The following is a 17,762-nucleotide window of genomic DNA, read 5'->3' as shown; positions in this document are numbered from 1 at the left end:
TTGCCAATGCCAATGGTATAAGTGTTAACGGACTTGGGTTTATCAACACAGATAATGTGGTTCTCTCTACAGGCGCATTGACGAATTGGGCAGACGGTAATTTAAAGTTTGGAAACAATAAGAGTGATATGCTTATCGCCGGTGATGGCCTGAATGCGCGCAATCCTAAACAGCTGGAGATCTTCACGAACAACCTGCAGGTAGATAAAAGTGAAGTATATACCAATGAATTGCATATCAGTGCGGATGGATTGCTGCAGAACACCGGTAAGATTGCTGCGATAGAAAATATGCAGATAAATGCTGGTACGCTTAAAAATAGCAGCTTGGGTTATATTGAGGCAAAGGAAAATTTAACAGCTACAGTAAGTGGTGATGTGGAGCAGGATAAGGCAACGCTCAAGGCAGGAAACAATTTACAGCTTAGGGCAAACGCCTTGAAAAATACCAACAACAGTCTGCTTTCTGCCGGAAATGATGCAGATATCAACATTACAACAGCAATAGACAATGCTAAATCTATTATTTTAGCAGGACAAAATTTAGATGTGAGGGCAGCTGATTTTATAAATCAGGATACTGCCCTGGTTAACTATGGGCAAAATGGTACGCTTACGGTTGCTAATAGATTTGCTAATGACGGTGCAACAATCAGTGCAGATGGCAGCAGCGCACTGACAAAAATAACTGCAACAGATTTCAGCAATACTAATAAAGGCGCATTTGTCAGCAAGGGCAGCCTGCAGTTAGAAGCAAGCAATACGTTGAATAATAATTATGCCAATATTTATGTTTCCGGCGATGGTGAAATAAAAGCAGGCATGCTGTTGAACAGCAACCTGGCTAATTTACATACCGGCGGGGATGCGAAAATAACTGCTGACACAATGCGCAGCAGTAAAGCAAGTGTTGACGTACAAGGCAATCTGGAAGCAGATTTAGGCAGTCTTACTAATCAGGACAGTGCATATTTTGGTATCGGTAAAAATGCTGTTATAAACACCTCAAACGATTTCACGAATAAAGACCTTGGTAATATTTTTGTCACCAAGGATCTGACAATCAACAGCATTGGCGATTTTCTGAACGAAGATGGGTTGGTGGCTGTCGGCGGCAGTGGCACAATTTCTGCCAACAATATTACAAATCAGAACAAAGCAGGCGTAAAGCAAGGCTCTTTAATCAATGCTGTAGGTGATTTGTCTTTAAATGCACAGGATACAGTTATGAACCGTTCCTCTGATATAGAAAGTGAAGGGAACATCAGTATCAAGGCGAAGAATCTTGTTAACAAGAAGGAGATTTTTGCAACAAGCTTTAAAGAAAGCCATGAGGATATTTCCTACAAGATACCGCATTTGAACGCACCTAATTATTATGATGCAGTGCGCAAGTTTGACAGGCAGATTTTGACTGCGCAGATTGATAAAGAGACTGCAGATGCGAATATCATTGCCAGCGGTAACATCAACATTGATCTGGACAAAGACCTGACCAACCATTACAGCAAAATAAAGGCAGGAAAAAATTTAACTGTCAATGCTGGCGGTACGGTGGAGAATGTAGGCTATCAGGGGACTGTCCACTATTATGACCGTGGTAATGATTACCATTATTGGAAGTACAAGAAACACAGAAGAATGCATATTCGTTGTCGCTGGGTTTATGGTACTACAGTAATTCCTTACTATGACCATACGATGCGTGATGAGGAGGGCACTGACAGCGAGCGCTTAAGCCTTTTGAGCGGTGTTAGTGGTGTAAAAATTGAAGCCAAAGATATTGTAAACAGAACACATCAGGCAAAGGGAAAAGTAGGCGATTTGCCTGAAAGTGATGCTTATTTCAAGACGGATGCAGAAAACCATCTTACGGATGAAAAGCTTTATAAGGAGAAGCAGGATGTATCTACCAGCGTAGAAGGAAAGGCTGATGATAAGGCAGCAGCAGGCAAGGATAACCAAACAGGCGATAAAATGATGGATATTTCCAGCCTGCATATCAACAGCAAAATCTTTAAGCTGACGGATGATGCAACGGCGAAATATCTTATTGAGACGAACAAGAAATTTGCTGATTATCACGAGTTCCTTTCCAGTGACTACCTTTTGGAGCGTGTAAAGGCAGATCCGGAAAAGGTTGGCAAACGACTTGGCGATGGTTATTTTGAACAGCAATTTGTTTTGCAGCAGATAGGTACGCTGACGGGCAAGAAATATCTTGGCGATTACGGCAGCGATATGGAGCAGTTTGCTGCACTGATGAACGCAGGCGCAGTAGTTGCGGAAGCAATGGATTTGAAGGTTGGCGTAGCCCTGACAGCAGAGCAGATGGCAAGCCTGACCACAGATATTGTCTGGCTGGTGGAAGAAGTAGTCAACGGCGAAAAGGTTCTTGTACCGGAGGTATTCCTGTCACAGGTGCGCAGCGAAGACTTGCGTCCTGATGGTGCGCTCATCGTAGGCGGTGAGGTAGAGCTGTACTCCAAGCAGGATATCAAGAACATGGGTAACATCAGGAGCGATGGTACTGTAGCCTTGCGCGCAGAAAATGTTAGCAATAAAGGTGATATCGCAGGCGAAAACCTGAAGATAAAAGCAGAAAAGAATATTACTAACAGCGGTACAATGCGTGCGAAAGTGGATGCGCTATTAAAAGCGGAGAACATTACTAACGAAGCAACTGTTAGCGAAAAACAATATAAGGAGCTGAACCAGAAAAAGATTGAAGCAACTGGTTCTATTAGTGCTGGGCAGAATCTGACGCTGGAAGCAGGCAACAGCATCACTAACAAAGGAGCAAATCTGACTGCAGGCAAAAATTTAACTCTGAACGCCAACGATGTTGATATCGTAACGGTAGCAAATGAAAAGCATGTTGCCGTAGCTTATGGCAGTTCTTCAGCAGAAATCCATGACGTGCAGCACCAGCAAAGTGCGCTGAGCGGCGAGAACATCCGCCTGAATGCTAAAAAGGACATCAGCGTTGCTGGTGGTATTTTGAGTGCAAAAAATGATGTGGACTTGAATGCTAAAGGCGATGTGAACCTGACTGCTGTCAAAGATTTGTACAGCGAGGAAAGCGAAGTGGGCAACCGTGGCGGCAGCTATTACAACCATAACAAGCAGGTGGATGAAGCTGTAAAAGGCACGACTATTGCGGCGAAGAACGATATCAGTATTGCAAGTGGCAAAGATATAAATATAAAAGGCAGCAACGTAGCCAGTGAAGCAGGAAAAGCCGACCTGGTTGCCGAAAATAATATAAATATCACTAATGCAACAGAATACCATGAGCGCCTGCATGAAGAGCACAACAAGGTCAGTGGATTGCTTTCATCTAAAACAACGGATATTTATGATTACAGTAAGCAGAATACTGTTGTCGGCAGCAATGTTTCTGCCGGAGAAATTGCGATTAGCAGCAAAAAAGATACGAACATCACAGGCAGCAACGTAGTTGCAGATAATGACGTAAGCGTAAAAACCGGCGGCAATCTGAATATCGGCAGTGCGGAGCAGACAAGCGAAAGCGAATATATTAAATCTGTAAAGAAGAGCGGTGTGTTTACTGGCGGTGGCTTGGGCTTTACCATTGGCAAGGAAAAGCAGAAGGACCAGTACGCCAACCAGAACACTGAGCAGGTGGGAAGCACAGTTGGCAGCGTTAAGGGCAATGTGAACCTGGATGCTGATAAGGCTGCAATCATTAAAGGTAGCAGTGTTGTCGCAGGTAAGGATATAAATATCACCAGCGAGAATGTCAGCATTGAAAACAGCAACAGCATTTATAATGCGCAGGAGAAGCATGAGTTTAAAAGAACAGGACTGAGTGTTTCTGTTGGCGGCGGTTATGTAGATGTTGTAAATAACGCAGCGAATAGCGTAAAACATGTAACAGAGGTTGAAGATAAACGCCTTGGTGCTTTGGTTGCCGTCAAAGGCTACAAGGATGCTGATAAAGCTATCAAAAATATTAAAAGCAATGGCGGTGGCAAGGTAAACGAAAACTTGTCTATTAATGTCAGCATTGGCACAACGAATAGTAAGAGCGAAAGCAAGAGTACAACTGTAGTAGCTAATGCTAGCGAAGTAAAGGCTGGTGTAGATGTTAATGTTACTTCTACGAAGAAGGATATAAACATCACTGGCAGCAATGTTAAAGGCAAGGACGTTACCTTAAACGCTAAAGAAAACCTTAATATAACTGCGTCTAAAACAACCAACAAGCTGGAGCAGAATTCTAAATCCAGCAGTGCAAGCGTTGGCGCAAGCCTAGAACTTGGCAAAGGGCCAAGCTACAGCATTTCTGGCAGTATGTCCAAGGGAGAAGTGTCTGCAAATGGCACCAGCTATAATGAAAGCAATGTAACTGCCAATAAAGATTTGAATTTTGCAAGTGGTAATGACACCAATATTAAAGGTGGCAAGCTGAGTGGCGAAAAAGTAACCAGTAGCGTAGGCGGAGACCTTAATATTGAAAGCAAGCAGGATAGCAACAACTACAAAGAAAGCAATAAATCTGTTGGCGCGAGCGTTGGTCTTGGCAGTAATAAAGCAGTTAGCGGCAGTGCAAGTGTTGGCAAGATTGATAGCAAATATGAAAGCGTAATTGAGCAAAGCGGTATCTACGCTGGCAAAGACGGCTTTGAGATTAACGTAGGTGAAAACACTGACCTCAAAGGCGGTATTATTTCAAGTACTGCTGATGCTGACAAGAATAAGATTTCTACTGGTACGCTGACTTTTGAAGACATCCAAAATAAAGCGGATTATAAAGCCGGTGGAGCTGGCATCAAAGTAAACAAAAACAATGATGCAGAATACAATGAAAAAGGTATAACACCTGATATTGGTATGCCTGCAAGCGGAGAAGCTGAGAGTACAACGAAAGCTACAATTAGCAAAGGTACAATTGAAATTCGTGATAAGGAAAACCAAAAGCAGGATATCAATAAGCTGAATCGTGATAATGCAAACAGCCTTAATAAGCTTGGTGAAATATTTGACAAGACGAAGGTTGAAGAACGCCAGGAATTAGCAAATTTGTTTGGCGAATTGGCGTATAATGAGATTCACTACATGGATGGCAGCAACGAACAGAAAGCTCTATATCATGCAGTTGTTGGTGGAATTATGAGTAAGCTTACTGGGGGAGATTTTCTTGCTGGTGCAACTGCTGCTGGAATAAACAAGCTGGTTATTGAAGAAATAGTTAAAGTTGCAGATGGTGATCCTGATAAGGCGCAGTGGGTTAGTGCTGTCTTAGGAGCAGTGATTAGTGACTTAGTGTCTGGTAATACGCAAGCTGGGGCGAGTGTTGCTGCTAGTGCTACAAAGTATAATAGATTTGAAGATGTCTATGGAACATTTGATTTAAAAAAATTAGGTGTTTCAAATAGACAAATTGTAACTGTCTATTTGTCAGAGATACAATATGCATTATCACATTGTGATGTATATAATGCTGGTACGGAACAAGAGATAATCAAACTAGATTTTGGTAATGGAGACTATTTAGATATAAAATTTGGACATGGCTATAGAGATGATCATAAAAGTCAATCAAGAGGAATAGTTCCACCTTTTAGTTCAACTGATAGAAAACATGTATTGTCGGCGCTTATTTCAGCAGCTATAATTGGTTATGCTGAACATAAATATAATAATACTCAATATCCTGTTTTTGGAAGAGGCAGACCTGAGTATTTATCATGCAATATGTATTTATATAATCCTAAAACATTAAGAAATGAACTAACTAAAATAGAATTTTCAATAGGAAGAAAAGCAAATGGAAGAATAGAGATATCTGATTTTTATCCAATAGCTGTAATTGGAGGTAGATAAGATGACGATAAGGGAAATTGTTTCAATTTATGATTATTTACTTAGCTTACCCATGAATTATAAGCACAGTCATCCTATATATGAGTTATTAGCATATTTAGAAGACGAATTGCGTATAAAGGTAAATGAGGTTAAAGAAATAGTAGTTGACGATTTTGCTTTGTTAATAAAAAAAAATTGGCTACTTAATTTTGATGATGAAAAATTTGCTTGGAGTCTCTATATGTTATATATAAAGAAACGTCCAGGAGATAGAGATGCATATCGAAAAATATCCTATTTTTTAATGATGAATGGTTGGAAATTAGAGTATGAAGCATTAAATGATTTCATTGACAAAGATTATAATTACAAGGTATTATATTTATACTGTGCAAATTTAAAATTGTATAAAGTAAACGGAATTAATGAAATGAATGAAGAGGAGATAGATGAATACATAAAATTAATAATTAATATTGCTAATAATTCATAAATATTTATCATAATAAATTAGCACTATATTTATAATTAAAGAAGGATTTGATATCCGTGTAGAAGTTAATGCTGACCTTAAAGGCGGTATTATCTCTAGTGAAGCCGAAAAAGACAAAAATAAAATCTCCACAGGTACACTTACCTATGAAGATATTCAGAACAAAGCGGATTATAAAGCCGGAAGTATTGGTATCAATGTCGATACCTCTAAGAATGCTAAGAACAAAGATGCAGGTGTAACGCCTAACATTGGTGTAGGTGCTAAAGATAATGCTGAAAGCGTAACCAAGGCAACTGTTTCTGAAGGTGAGATTGAAATCAGGGATAAAGGGAACCAGAAGCAGGATCTTAAAGACTTGAATCGTGATACACACAATAGTCTTAATAAGCTTGGTGAAATCTTTGATAAGACGAAGGTTGAAGAACGTCAAGATCTCGCTGGACTTTTTGGAGAGATTGCATATAAAGTAGTAGGCGATTTGGCTATAAAAAATGACTGGCAAGAAGGCAGTGCAGAAAAGAATGCTCTTCATGCTCTTGTAGGTGGTATCATGAGTGAACTTACTAACAGTGGATTCTTGGCAGGGGCATCTGGTGCTATGATTAACGAAATGATTCAGGATAAATTGAGCTATATGTTCAAGGATAATCCTGCAATGCATCAATGGTCAAGTGCTCTAATTGGTGGCGTAGTAGCTCAGGTTGTAGCTGCTGATGCGCAGGTGGGAGCATCTACTGCTTCTAGTGGTACGAAGAATAACTATTTGACGCATGAGCAACAGAAGAAATATGAAGAAGAATTAGCTGCTATTGATAAAGATGATACGCTAACACCTGAACAAAAAACTAAAGCTAAAGAAAAGGTTGATTTTAAATATAGTGTTATTTCTGTGCTACAAAACAGAGAATGGTATGAAAAAAATAAAGATAAGCTTCAATTAACAGGAAAGGTTGGAGATTTAAACGAATATGAGATTTTTAAAGAAGTCGTTGGAGTTGACAAGAGTGGCAATGATGTGGAATTAAGAGCTGATACAAAAGACTGGATGATAGGATATAGCAGAGATTTAGTAGAAGCTGTAGCGAATATAAAGCCTGGTGATAGAATAAAATTCTCTGATGGAAGTATATATTATGTTCAGCCTAATGGTGAGCTATATAAAGAAGACAGTATAGGAGCATTAATGCCATATAAGGAAATCTCCTTAGAAGATCACAATGTGATATCAAAAAGAGAATCGCTTTTTGATAAAGATACTGTGATTAGTGATGATCACCATGAAAAAGCTGGCCAGTATGTTTATGATACGGTCGGGAATGTATTAGAAATGTCTGCTGGTTTAAAAATGAGTTATGAATTAATGAAGGATCCTAAGATTCGTAGTTTCACGTTTATAGGAGGTATAACTGTCGCTGGAGTATTACTAGTTCATAGCAATAATGATCTTATAGCTAATGTTTCGGGTGCGAAACATGATCTGATTGATAACGATAGCCAAAAATATAATTTTATTAAAGATAATTTAGGAAACGATTTTTATAATAAATTAGATATAACAGCTAAAGTAATTAGTATATATGGCGATGCTAGTTCCTTCGTTATTGCGATTAAGAAAGGGAGACTTGATAATATAAATTGGGATAAAGTAATTACAGATGATTTCGAAAGAACAAGAGTAAAAGAGATGTTAAATGATATAGGAATTTTAATGGATGTAAAAACCATAGAGGAGTTAAAACAAAATCATGAAACAGACAACTAGTCGTTATATAAAGAACTACATGATATTCTATTCTATATTCTATCTTATATATATAATCTTACCAAATAAAGAGTGTGGTATAAATGAAGAGGCGTGGAAAGCATATTTTCCAATAAAGTTATTGCTTATATTTATGGCATTTTTATGGACTAAAATTTTCAATGATGCTAAAAAAATGATGTATTATAGAGATAAAGATAAAATTAAGTTTGAGTATTTAGGAAAAAGGTTTGTTTATCAAAATACTTTGATTTTTATGTTGATTGCAGTTTTCTTTGTGTTTATAGCACCATATATATTACTCTTAATACGTGATGCTTATGGAGTAAACTTAAGCTTTTTGATTATTAACTAAGAGTACTATTCCATTCCAAATATGGTATACTTAATGTTGATATGAAGACTGCAAAAGCAGCTATAATTTGTCTTTGTCAAAAGCTGTGGTTGGTATTTTTGCTTACTCCATCATTCTTTAAAAAATTTCAGAAATAGTTCTGTCGCAGGTGAGAGCTTGTGTTTGGTGAACGTACAATTTCCTGTGGTTTGAATGCAAGCGTAGCATAGTTTAGAAACAAGGTCGCTAGTCAGTAGCAAAGGCTTTACATAATGAAGACATCCAAAACAAAGCGGATTATAAAGCAGGTGGAGCTGGCATCAAAGTAAACAAAAACAATGATGCAGAATACAATGAAAAAGGTATAACACCTGATATTGGCATGCCTGCAAGCGGAGAAGCTGAAAGCACAACAAAAGCTACTATTAGTAAAGGTACTATTGAGATTCGCGATAAAGAGAATCAGAAGCAGGATATTAATAAACTGAATCGTGATACCCAAAATAGCCTTAATAAGCTTGGCGAGATTTTTGATAAAACGAAGGTTGAAGAACGCCAAGAATTAGCTAATTTGTTTGGCGAATTGGCGTATAATGAGATACATAAGCTTGCAGAGCGAAATAATTGGCAAGAAGGCTGTGCCGAAAAGAATGCTCTTCATGCGCTTGTAGGCGGTATCATGAGCGAACTTACTGGTAATGGTTTCCTAGCAGGGGCAAGTGCATCAACTGTTAATGAAATGGTGCAAAAGAAGTTGTCTGAGCAATTTGAAGGCGAACCAGATAAGCATCAATGGGCAAGTGCGATTATTGGTGGAGTAGTATCGCAATTGGTTGCAGGAAAGGCGCAGGCAGGTGCAAGTACGGCGGCTAGTGGAACGAAAAATAATTTTTTATCCCTTAATGATTATCAAAAGTACTTAGATGAGCTAGATGCTATCGAAAATAATGATTCATTAAGTCCGGATGAAAAGTATGCTCTAAAAAAACAAATCAAATCAAAATATAAACAATTATGTGACAAAAAAACAAATGAAAGTGATGTAGGAAAAGCTTTTGGCGAAGGCTATGAGTGGGGAATAGATTTAGATGAAAATGGAGAATTTAAAGGTTTTACTGTCAGTGAGAATATTAATTCAATTAATTCTCTTAGGCAACAAGAAATAGCTGTAGGTATGTTACATAATATTGACCGTTCTGAGTGGGGAGCCAATGAGATAAAAACATATACTTTAGGGGTTAACAAAGGGTTGTCAGAATATATAGGTCTAAATGCTTCTATTGGGTATGCAATGGATAGACAGGGAAACGTATATAAAGTTATGCTAGCTTCTGCATGTAGTGGAGTTGGTGTAGATAATATTAAAGTGAATGATTTATTAAAAAAGATAAGTCTTATATCTTTTAATATTTCATCTCAATCTATACCAGGTGATAATTTAACAAAGAATGAATTACGAGAAAAATATTCTGGCTTAAGTATTACTTTTTCTAAAACGACTATGGGTATTCAGGCTAATTATTCACATTCTGTTCCTGGAGATACAAATGTGGTGGGCTGGGGTGCTGGCAACGGAAATATTTCATCATATGAATTTGCTGTAGCTTATTTTGAACCAATAGAAACAGGAGATAAATGATGAATAAGAGTAAAGAAATAGTTGCTTATGTATTAACCACGGTATTAGCAATTTCTATATGGCTCATTAGTGGATTTGATGATAAAGATGAACAGTTACAAATCATGCAGGCGTTTTTTACTACTAGAATTTCATCTGAAACTAAACTTGAACATATTTACTTAGGTAGCAAGCAGTCTATGAGTACTGTTATGGCTGCTTATAGGATGGATTCTGAAGGGTTTTCTCAAATTAAAGCTTGTCTAGAAAAAGAGGGGTGGAAACTAAAAAAAGAACGAGTAGATAATGAGTCTTTGAGCTTGGAATATGAAAAGAAAGGATACAAGTATTTACTTACTGAGTATAAGCAAAAAGGAGTTATCAATGAAATTATTAGCAAAGAATAAATTCAATATAAAAATTCTATTGATATATTTTGGCCTAAGCTTATGTTTTTTGTATACTTTTGGTGGGTTCATGAGAGATAATATTATTTTCAATCCGAATGAAGTGAAATTAGGTAGGCAGTGCATGTTATTCAATTTAAAACGATTAGATTTACTAAAGTCTAATGTAATGGAGGAATATACATTTAATAGGTATACTCGCTTTTCTAAAAAAAATCCTGATATAAGGATGAAGTTTGCCTATACAGATGCTGATAATGTTATAGACTACTATAAGTCAAAGGGAAAAGAAAAAGGATGGGTTATCGAAAGTGTAGAAAAAGACAGTCTTGCGATGCATAGAATGGATACTGTACGAGGGGAATTAGTTAATGTTATATTTCAAATAGCTAAAATAGGAATTAACTCATGGGAAATAAATGTAAAATATGATTATATATCGAAGAAAAATACATAATAAAAAGAATCGAGTACACCACAAAAATGATAAAGTAGTTAAAGTTGGTGTAATGATATTGTATTGGTTACGAAAAGTAGCTTTGTGATAGTTAAGCTGCTTTTACGATACTGTTAAATGATGATGGGAGGTATAGCTTTCTTCCGTTAGTTGTGATGTGGTTGTTACGCAGCATCTTTTGGTGGCAAAAGACGCTGGAAGAAAACCATGCGCTTTTAGAAAGCGTGGGAAACAAAAATTTTTGATGGTGCAAAAATTTTATTAAAACACCTCTAATGGGCTATTCGTTTTGTTGCGAAGAACGAGCCTTCCGTGGTTCGGCAGGACGTTCTTTGTTCCTCTGGGTACAGAGCTGTGAGTGGCGTGAGCGAAGGATGATCCAATGCTATAGCCTTAAAGTTTTCAGCATACTTGCGCAATTTTTGCAACGTGCCTTGTGCCCCATGCACCATTCGGGTATTAGCATGACCAACAGTTTCTCACTTTGTGACAAACTTGGTCTTAGCGTCAATGGGGGCTGTCATCGTTGCGAAGCGATGACTGGGGATGCCATTGCACGTACTAACGCTTGAAGTATGTTAATAATTAGCGTAAACTCGCTAGCAGGCAGCGCAAACACAGGCAAAAGAAATAGGTTGATAATAAGGAAAATTATTAGGTGATAAAATGCAAGGGTTAATTAACATATTCATTGAAAAAAGTACTAATAAAATCTCTATTTTAGTATATCATGTTACTACGATTGGCTTTTATGAGAGTATGGGGGATATGATAGAAATAGATAGTTTAGATGATTTGAAAAACTCTGTCGATCAATATTTAAATTACAGTATATCTAAATACAAAGATGATAATATTGAAGATATAGATCCTTTTAAAAAAACGAAGTACAAAACATGGAATAAGTTCTTTTCAAATAATTATCTTATAGAAGTGTCATATGATATGAAAGGGAAAGTATATGAAATCAGATTGCCAGAAAGGGAAAAGAAAACCAAGTCTTTTGGAAATACTATAGTTGGTTTTGATTTCAAATTCACTAAGGAGGAATATAACGAAAAATTTGATGGTATAATAAGATACATATTAGACAATATAAGAACTAAACAAGATTAAAAAACTTGCTGAGTACAATATTAAAGGCAGCAACGTAGCCAGTGAAGCAGGAAAAGCAGACCTGGTTGCCGAAAATAATATAAATATCGCTAATGCAACAGAATACTATGAGCGTTTGCTTGAAGAGCACAACAAGGTCATTGGATTTACAGGAAGAACATTAAATAAAAGTGATTTAAGAAGTGAATATTCTGGGGGGAGTGTTAATTTTAATAAAACTGCACTCGGGATACAGGCTAATTTGTCTTATTCTGGAGGAACACTTGCAATGGGAACTGGGTTAGGGAATAGTGTGAGTTTAAATGAAATAGGATTTGCTTACTATGAGCCTATTAAAGGGGTGTGACTTTAAATTGAATAAGTATAAAAAAGGGTTTATTTATGGATGTGCCACTTTAATAATCTTATATTTATGGATTTCTATGTTTACGGTTAATGAAAAAACAGAGTTGAATATGGCGAAGACATTTTTAAGTGTGCCTTTGCCAACTGAAGCAAAATGTACATCTTTTAAGAGTGGATCTAGGCGCTCAAAAAGTGCAATTTCAGCTGAATTTACTTGTCCAGAGAAAGAACTTGGACAGATTCAAGAAGCATTATTGAAAATGGGTTGGGTAGAAGACAGGAAAATCATAAAAAATAATGAAAAATATTATTTTTTTTCAAAGGGTAATTATGAGTATGTTTTAATTGATTATGATAATGCATCCGTTTGGGAGGAGAGTTTTTATGAAAAGTAAAACAAACCTTTCTAATTTAGTATGCTATATTTTAATAATTGTATTATTTTTGTTTTTTGGAATTGGATTTCTCGGTAAAAAGATTATGTATGATCAGAACGAAGAAAATAAGGCGAAATGTATTATGTTGGTAAATTTAAAACGCCTAGATTTCCTAAAACCTGGTGCAATACAGATATATGAATTTAATAAATATTTACGGTTTTTTAAACGTAACCCAGATATAAGAATGGAACTTGCTTATACGGATGCAGATGATGCCATAAATTATTATGTATCCAAAGGATTGGAAAAGGGATGGAAAGTGCAAAGTATAAAGCAAAATCGTCTTATAATGCATAGAGAAGAAATTTTTCAAAGTAAGCCTGTTAAGGTTATTTTACAGTTGGAAAAGATAAAAGAAAATATATGGGAGCTAACAATGAAATATCAGTATACATAATGCTAGGCAGGATTTAGATATAGGTGCAGTGCGCGAGTTTGACAGGTAGATTTTGACTGCGCAGATCGATAAAGAGACTGCAGATGCGAATATCATTGCCAGTGGTAACATCAATATTGATTTGGACAAAGACCTGAGCAACCATTACAGCAAAATAAAGGCAGGCAAAAATTTAACTGTTAATGCTGGCGGTACGGTGGAGAATGTAGGCTATCAAGGTACTGTCCACTATTATGACCGTGGTAACGACTACCATTACTGGAAGTATAAGAAACACAGGAAAATGCATATTCGTTTTCGCTGGGTTTATGGTACTACAGTGATTTCTTATTATGACCATACGATGCTTTTGAATAATATCAGAATAAAAATGACTGTCGTACTACATCTTTGATGCAGCACGACAGCCATTGTGTCTTGAAATTTGGGCATTATTTTTCTATTTGCTCGATACAGCAAGTATGTTTCTTGCTTTTTTTGTCATAATTGATGCCTACAAGAAGCATGTTACCAGTATATTGCTCCAATGCTTGCGTATAGTTGCGTTCTTTAATTTGCTCGAGTGCTGTTTGAACATTTTTGTTCCATTTCAGCTCTACGATAAGCGCAGGATAGTTTTCTTTATAGCGTGGCTTAGGGAGATACACGAAGTCAGCAAAACCTCGGCCGGTGGGGAATTCTCTGATTGGCTTGAAGTAATATTGCATAGTGCTTAAAAAAGCAATAGTCAACACGCTGCTTAATGAATTTTCATCATTGTAACGTATGGAAGAAGCATATTCGTCATGAAGCTTAGCAATGCTATTAGCGACCATTGCTGTCTCACCGTCTAGAACAGCGTTTAAAAGCTGCGTTGATTCAATTTCAAAAGCATGAAGTTCAGACCAGTTGTTAGAACTGATTGCACCTGCAAATTCCTGCCTGATTTCTTCATTAGGTATAGAAGCTGCGTGTTCATTTATGTCATAGCTTAAATAACCTAAGTGAATCAGAGCTGTGAGAATATCGTCTTTGCTAGCGAAGCTAATCATATCGTTTTGAAAGAAATTGGTATTGACCGCGACTGAGTTGCCAGCGAGCATATCGATTATTGCTGTACGCAGACCTGCGAAATTCATATCAATGAGAGTTTTGATAGTTTGATAAGTACCAGTTTGCGACCAGTAGCTTTGCAATCTTCCTCGTAGCATAGCGTTAACGACTGCTTTGGGGTTATAAATGTGGTAGTCATCTAAAAGATAGCCATCATACCAGCGTTTGACAGCAGCAAAATCGGCATGGTAACGTGAGCATAATGTTTTAACTTCATTCTCTGTAAAACCAGTGTAGGGAGCAAAAAAACTGGCATCTAGCATAGTATACTCATCAAAATTGTTGAGCGCGGATTGTGTTTTCACTTTTTTGATGGGCAAAATACCTGTCAGATAGGCAAGGGCTACATACTTTGCCGGTTCACTGCCTTTGAAAAGATTACGCAGAAAGTCAATATATTGCTCTTGTACTTTGGTATTGTGGGATTCGTCTCTGATGAAAACATCCCATTCGTCAATGACGATAACAAATTTATTGCCTGTTGCAGCATTGATAGCTGATAATGCTCCGGAAATTTTTTGTACATCATCAGGAACAATTTTGCCGTAAAGTTGGCGCAGTTCGTTTAATACTATTTTAGTTATGTATGGAACAGTAGCTTCAGCTTTGCCACATTCTTTAAAACACCATTGGATGTCGAAGTGGAGCACATCGTATTTATTAAGATGTTTCGTGAAGCCAGGTATTTGGCTGATAGCAAGACCTTGAAAAAGTTCAGAAGCATTAGCACCTTTGCTGTAATATGCAGTGAGCATATCTGCGGTAACTGACTTGCCGAAGCGACGAGGGCGGCTGTTGCAAATGAAAGCCTGTAAGGTGCCGAGCATTTTATTTGTGTGCTTAATTAGAGAGGTTTTGTCAATATAAATTTCAGAAGCTACTGCTGCTTTAAATGCTGAACAGTCAGGATTTACAAATAAGCCCATAGCGCTATTCTCCTTTGCCGATTTGTTATTTTTAGTATAAAACAAGGTTGTCCTTATTGCAAGTAACGTAAAATGGAATGGTTAATGTATACATGCTTTTTTGTTGAAATAATCTGCAAGTTAGAGTAAAATATGACTATAAACCATGAGGAGGTATCAGTATGTCTGAAATCTTAGCGGAAGCAACTTTTCCGAGCGTAATCCATAATAATGAAGTTTGCGAAGAAATCGTTAAATGGGGCAATAAGAATGGTTTCCCCCTGCAGAAAGCAAAATTATATAATAAAATGGATGGTTATGTAGGCTTTTCTCCTGATAATTATTTTATCAAAGCAACTCGCCTGCCGCCTGTTCCCGGTGGCTGGAAGGTTGTTGTTGAAAAATATGAGGCTGAAAGCCGTATTATTCCTTTGAATGTTAAGTCCGGCACCAATGAAGTTAACCGTTTCATCCTGAAAATGATGGACGAATATGTTAAAGAAGGTCTGAAAATGGAGCTGAGTGACGAGGTTTATGAATCCTACGGCACTTACCTGCGCGATTTGAAGGTTACCGGTCACACTGTATTGATTAACACCTTTGAAGACTTTATCGAAAACATGCGTTAAGCTATGGCCGGTGTTTTGGAAAAACAGCTGGCGCGGGCTCTGGATATGCGCCTGGCGGTTTTTGCATCTAAGGCAGCAAGCGGCAGCTTGCTGCAGGATGAAATGTCCTTGCGTGCTGCTGCCTATATGGCCAGCGAAATCATTATGCCCTGCTGTTGTATGATGTGCAACAAGGCTAAGCTGGAAGCATTGCTGTCACAGACGAAGCTTTGTGCAGAAAACAAGGAGCTGACGCAGCGTCTGGCAGCGCTTGTTTATGATGATTTGGCGCGTTGTAATGGGTTGGGATAGGGCTTGGGAAAAAAGTTAAAAAATCTCAACTTTTTTCAAAAAAAGGTGTTGACAAAAGTCGCCTGATGCCTTATACTTATATTCGTTGCTGATGCACACGACGCGGAAATAGCTCAGTGGTAGAGCACCTCCTTGCCAAGGAGGGGGTCGCGAGTTCGAATCTCGTTTTCCGCTCCAATTAAAAAATTGCCCGACAGATTGAGTCTGTCGGGTTTTTTGGTATTGTCAAGAAGCGAGCATTGTGATATGATATTATGAGCGATTTGTGTCAGCACATTTTCGCTAAGGAAGGCTGACAGTTTAATCCGATTATATTATTTTTTACCCACATAAATTTAAGGGAGGATTTTATTAATGAACGTTACTGTTGAAAGAGTAGAAAATGAGGCAACTTTAAAAATTACCGCTCCGGCTGCTGAGGTAAATGCAGGCTATAAAAAGGCTGTACAAAAAATTGCTGACCAGGTAAACATTCCTGGCTTCCGTAAAGGCAAAGCTCCGCGCGCTATCATCGAAATGCACTATGGCAAAGAAGCTGTAAAACAAGAAGCTTTTGAAATCGTTGCTAACAAAGCATACAGCGAAGCTCTGGACCAGGAAAAACTGATTCCTGTATCCGATCCTAAAGTTGAAGAATCTACCTTCGAAGAAGGCAAGGATATGGAACTGACCATTAAAGTAACCCTGAAACCGGAACCGGAACTGGGCGAATACAAAGGTCTGCATGTAGAGAAAAAAGAAGTTGAAGTAACCGACGAGCAAGTTGACGCTCAAATTAAAGACATGATGGGCCGCGACGCTAAAATGGTAGTTGCTGAAGAAGGCGCTGTAATTGAAAAAGGCGACTTCGCTATCATCGACTTTGCTGGTACCGTTGACGGCGAACCGTTCAGCGGCGGCGAAGGCAAAGGCTATCCTCTGGAAGTTGGCTCCAACTCCTTCATCCCCGGCTTCGAAGATCAGCTGGTTGGCCTGTCCAAAGGCGATTCCACTGACGTAGAAGTAACCTTCCCGGAAGATTACTTTGTTAAAGACCTGGCTGGCAAAGAAGCTGTTTTCAAAGTAAACATCCAGGACGTAAAACGCAAAGAGCTGCCGGAACTGAACGACGAATATGTTGCTTCCAAGACCGATTTCAAAACTGTAGAAGAGCTGCGTGCTAATTACAAAGAGCGTATGCAAAAAGCTGCTGAAGCTAACGCTAAAGCTGAATACGAGCATGAACTGATTGACCTGGCTGTAGCTAACGCTAAATTCAGCGTTCCGGAAATCATGATCGAAGACAAAATCAGCCAAATGGTTGACGAAATGAAAATGAGCCTGGAAAGCCGTAAAATGAGCCTGGATATGTACATGCAATACACTGGCCTGGACATGGCTAAAATCCGCGAAAACCAACGTCCGGTTGCTGAAGAAAACGTTAAGACCGACCTGGTTCTGGACGCTATCGCTAAGGCTGAAGACATTCAGGTTGATATGGCTGACGTTGATGCAGAAATCGCTGCTATTTCCGCACAACACGGCGCTGCTCCTGAAGAAGTTAAGAAAATCATCAAAGGCAACGGCACCATGGGCCTGCTGTTGGCTAACATCCTGCGCCGCAAAGCTGCACACGTTGTTATTGACAGCGCAAAATAATTTG

At 38.1% G+C, this 17,762-nt stretch carries 16 protein-coding genes and 1 tRNA gene; 16 read left to right on the top strand and 1 reads right to left on the bottom strand.

Annotation, left to right across the window (positions count from 1 at the left end):
• The first annotated feature begins 77 nt into the window (after positions 1-77).
• The 12 genes from Q0G26_RS08400 (at position 78) to Q0G26_RS08345 (ending at position 13,597) form a co-directional block, all read left to right on the top strand.
• Complete coding sequence (locus Q0G26_RS08400) at positions 78-5,849, top strand: hemagglutinin repeat-containing protein (RefSeq protein WP_293829825.1); 5,772 nt, start codon at positions 78-80, stop codon at positions 5,847-5,849.
• Between the two features lies 1 nt (position 5,850).
• Entirely contained in the window at positions 5,851-6,324 is a 474-nt protein-coding gene (locus Q0G26_RS08395; protein WP_293829824.1) for a hypothetical protein, read from the top strand.
• Positions 6,325-6,682: 358 nt separating this feature from the next.
• Entirely contained in the window at positions 6,683-8,089 is a 1,407-nt protein-coding gene (locus Q0G26_RS08390) for a hypothetical protein (protein WP_293829823.1), read from the top strand.
• Complete coding sequence (locus Q0G26_RS08385; RefSeq protein WP_293829822.1) at positions 8,073-8,444, top strand: hypothetical protein; 372 nt, start codon at positions 8,073-8,075, stop codon at positions 8,442-8,444. The genes Q0G26_RS08390 and Q0G26_RS08385 overlap by 17 nt, the downstream gene beginning before the upstream one ends.
• A 361-nt stretch (positions 8,445-8,805) precedes the next feature.
• Positions 8,806-10,062, top strand: coding sequence for a hypothetical protein (locus Q0G26_RS08380; RefSeq protein WP_293829820.1), 1,257 nt, complete (start codon positions 8,806-8,808; stop codon positions 10,060-10,062).
• The gene (locus Q0G26_RS08375; protein ID WP_293829818.1) at positions 10,062-10,448 is read left to right on the top strand and encodes a hypothetical protein; all 387 of its coding nucleotides are present in this window, start codon (positions 10,062-10,064) and stop codon (positions 10,446-10,448) included. The genes Q0G26_RS08380 and Q0G26_RS08375 overlap by 1 nt, the downstream gene beginning before the upstream one ends.
• Positions 10,426-10,905 (top strand): hypothetical protein, encoded by a 480-nt coding sequence (locus Q0G26_RS08370; protein WP_293829816.1) that lies wholly within the window; start codon positions 10,426-10,428, stop codon positions 10,903-10,905. Before Q0G26_RS08375 ends, Q0G26_RS08370 begins: the two co-directional genes overlap by 23 nt.
• 666 nt (positions 10,906-11,571) lie before the next feature.
• Complete coding sequence (locus Q0G26_RS08365) at positions 11,572-12,021, top strand: hypothetical protein (RefSeq protein ID WP_293829813.1); 450 nt, start codon at positions 11,572-11,574, stop codon at positions 12,019-12,021.
• Positions 12,022-12,136: 115 nt separating this feature from the next.
• On the top strand, positions 12,137-12,367 hold the full coding sequence (locus Q0G26_RS08360) for a hypothetical protein (RefSeq protein ID WP_293829811.1): 231 nt from the start codon (positions 12,137-12,139) through the stop codon (positions 12,365-12,367).
• Positions 12,368-12,374: 7 nt separating this feature from the next.
• A complete protein-coding gene (locus Q0G26_RS08355) occupies positions 12,375-12,761 on the top strand; it encodes a hypothetical protein (RefSeq protein ID WP_293829809.1) in 387 nt (128 codons plus the stop codon).
• Positions 12,751-13,203: a hypothetical protein gene (locus Q0G26_RS08350; protein ID WP_293829807.1), complete on the top strand. Its 453-nt coding sequence runs from the start codon at positions 12,751-12,753 to the stop codon at positions 13,201-13,203. The genes Q0G26_RS08355 and Q0G26_RS08350 overlap by 11 nt, the downstream gene beginning before the upstream one ends.
• 52 nt (positions 13,204-13,255) lie before the next feature.
• Positions 13,256-13,597, top strand: a complete 342-nt coding sequence (locus Q0G26_RS08345; protein ID WP_293829805.1) for a hypothetical protein — start codon at positions 13,256-13,258, stop codon at positions 13,595-13,597.
• A 37-nt stretch (positions 13,598-13,634) separates the two neighbouring features.
• Here Q0G26_RS08345 and Q0G26_RS08340 read toward each other — a convergent pair whose 3' ends face one another.
• Entirely contained in the window at positions 13,635-15,221 is a 1,587-nt protein-coding gene (locus tag Q0G26_RS08340) for an AAA family ATPase (RefSeq protein WP_293829803.1), read from the bottom strand.
• Positions 15,222-15,382: 161 nt separating this feature from the next.
• Between Q0G26_RS08340 and Q0G26_RS08335 the strand changes: the two genes are divergently transcribed.
• From Q0G26_RS08335 to tig, 4 genes are all read left to right on the top strand, one after another.
• Positions 15,383-15,829, top strand: coding sequence for a hypothetical protein (locus Q0G26_RS08335; protein ID WP_293829801.1), 447 nt, complete (start codon positions 15,383-15,385; stop codon positions 15,827-15,829).
• A 3-nt stretch (positions 15,830-15,832) separates the two neighbouring features.
• On the top strand, positions 15,833-16,120 hold the full coding sequence (locus Q0G26_RS08330; protein WP_293724131.1) for a hypothetical protein: 288 nt from the start codon (positions 15,833-15,835) through the stop codon (positions 16,118-16,120).
• 102 nt (positions 16,121-16,222) lie between these two features.
• Positions 16,223-16,297 (top strand) — tRNA-Gly (locus Q0G26_RS08325).
• Positions 16,298-16,474: 177 nt separating this feature from the next.
• On the top strand, positions 16,475-17,758 hold the full coding sequence (gene tig, locus Q0G26_RS08320; RefSeq protein WP_293829799.1) for a trigger factor: 1,284 nt from the start codon (positions 16,475-16,477) through the stop codon (positions 17,756-17,758).
• The last annotated feature ends 4 nt before the right edge of the window (positions 17,759-17,762 follow it).

This window comes from uncultured Phascolarctobacterium sp. (assembly GCF_934190775.1).
Lineage (GTDB): Bacteria > Bacillota > Negativicutes > Acidaminococcales > Acidaminococcaceae > Phascolarctobacterium_A.
This window is presented reverse-complemented; position numbering and strand designations above follow the sequence as displayed.

Bases quoted from the DNA above. Each gene is read 5' to 3' on its own strand.
- Q0G26_RS08375 (WP_293829818.1), top strand. From the start codon at position 10,062: ATGAATAAGAGTAAAGAAATAGTTGCTTATGTATTAACCACGGTATTA.
- Q0G26_RS08350 (WP_293829807.1), top strand. From the start codon at position 12,751: ATGAAAAGTAAAACAAACCTTTCTAATTTAGTATGCTATATTTTAATA.
- Q0G26_RS08335 (WP_293829801.1), top strand. From the start codon at position 15,383: ATGTCTGAAATCTTAGCGGAAGCAACTTTTCCGAGCGTAATCCATAAT.
- Q0G26_RS08340 (WP_293829803.1), bottom strand. From the start codon at position 15,221: ATGGGCTTATTTGTAAATCCTGACTGTTCAGCATTTAAAGCAGCAGTA.
- Q0G26_RS08365 (WP_293829813.1), top strand. From the start codon at position 11,572: ATGCAAGGGTTAATTAACATATTCATTGAAAAAAGTACTAATAAAATC.
- Q0G26_RS08385 (WP_293829822.1), top strand. From the start codon at position 8,073: ATGAAACAGACAACTAGTCGTTATATAAAGAACTACATGATATTCTAT.
- Q0G26_RS08380 (WP_293829820.1), top strand. From the start codon at position 8,806: ATGCCTGCAAGCGGAGAAGCTGAAAGCACAACAAAAGCTACTATTAGT.
- Q0G26_RS08370 (WP_293829816.1), top strand. From the start codon at position 10,426: ATGAAATTATTAGCAAAGAATAAATTCAATATAAAAATTCTATTGATA.
- Q0G26_RS08395 (WP_293829824.1), top strand. From the start codon at position 5,851: ATGACGATAAGGGAAATTGTTTCAATTTATGATTATTTACTTAGCTTA.
- tig (WP_293829799.1), top strand. From the start codon at position 16,475: ATGAACGTTACTGTTGAAAGAGTAGAAAATGAGGCAACTTTAAAAATT.
- Q0G26_RS08330 (WP_293724131.1), top strand. From the start codon at position 15,833: ATGGCCGGTGTTTTGGAAAAACAGCTGGCGCGGGCTCTGGATATGCGC.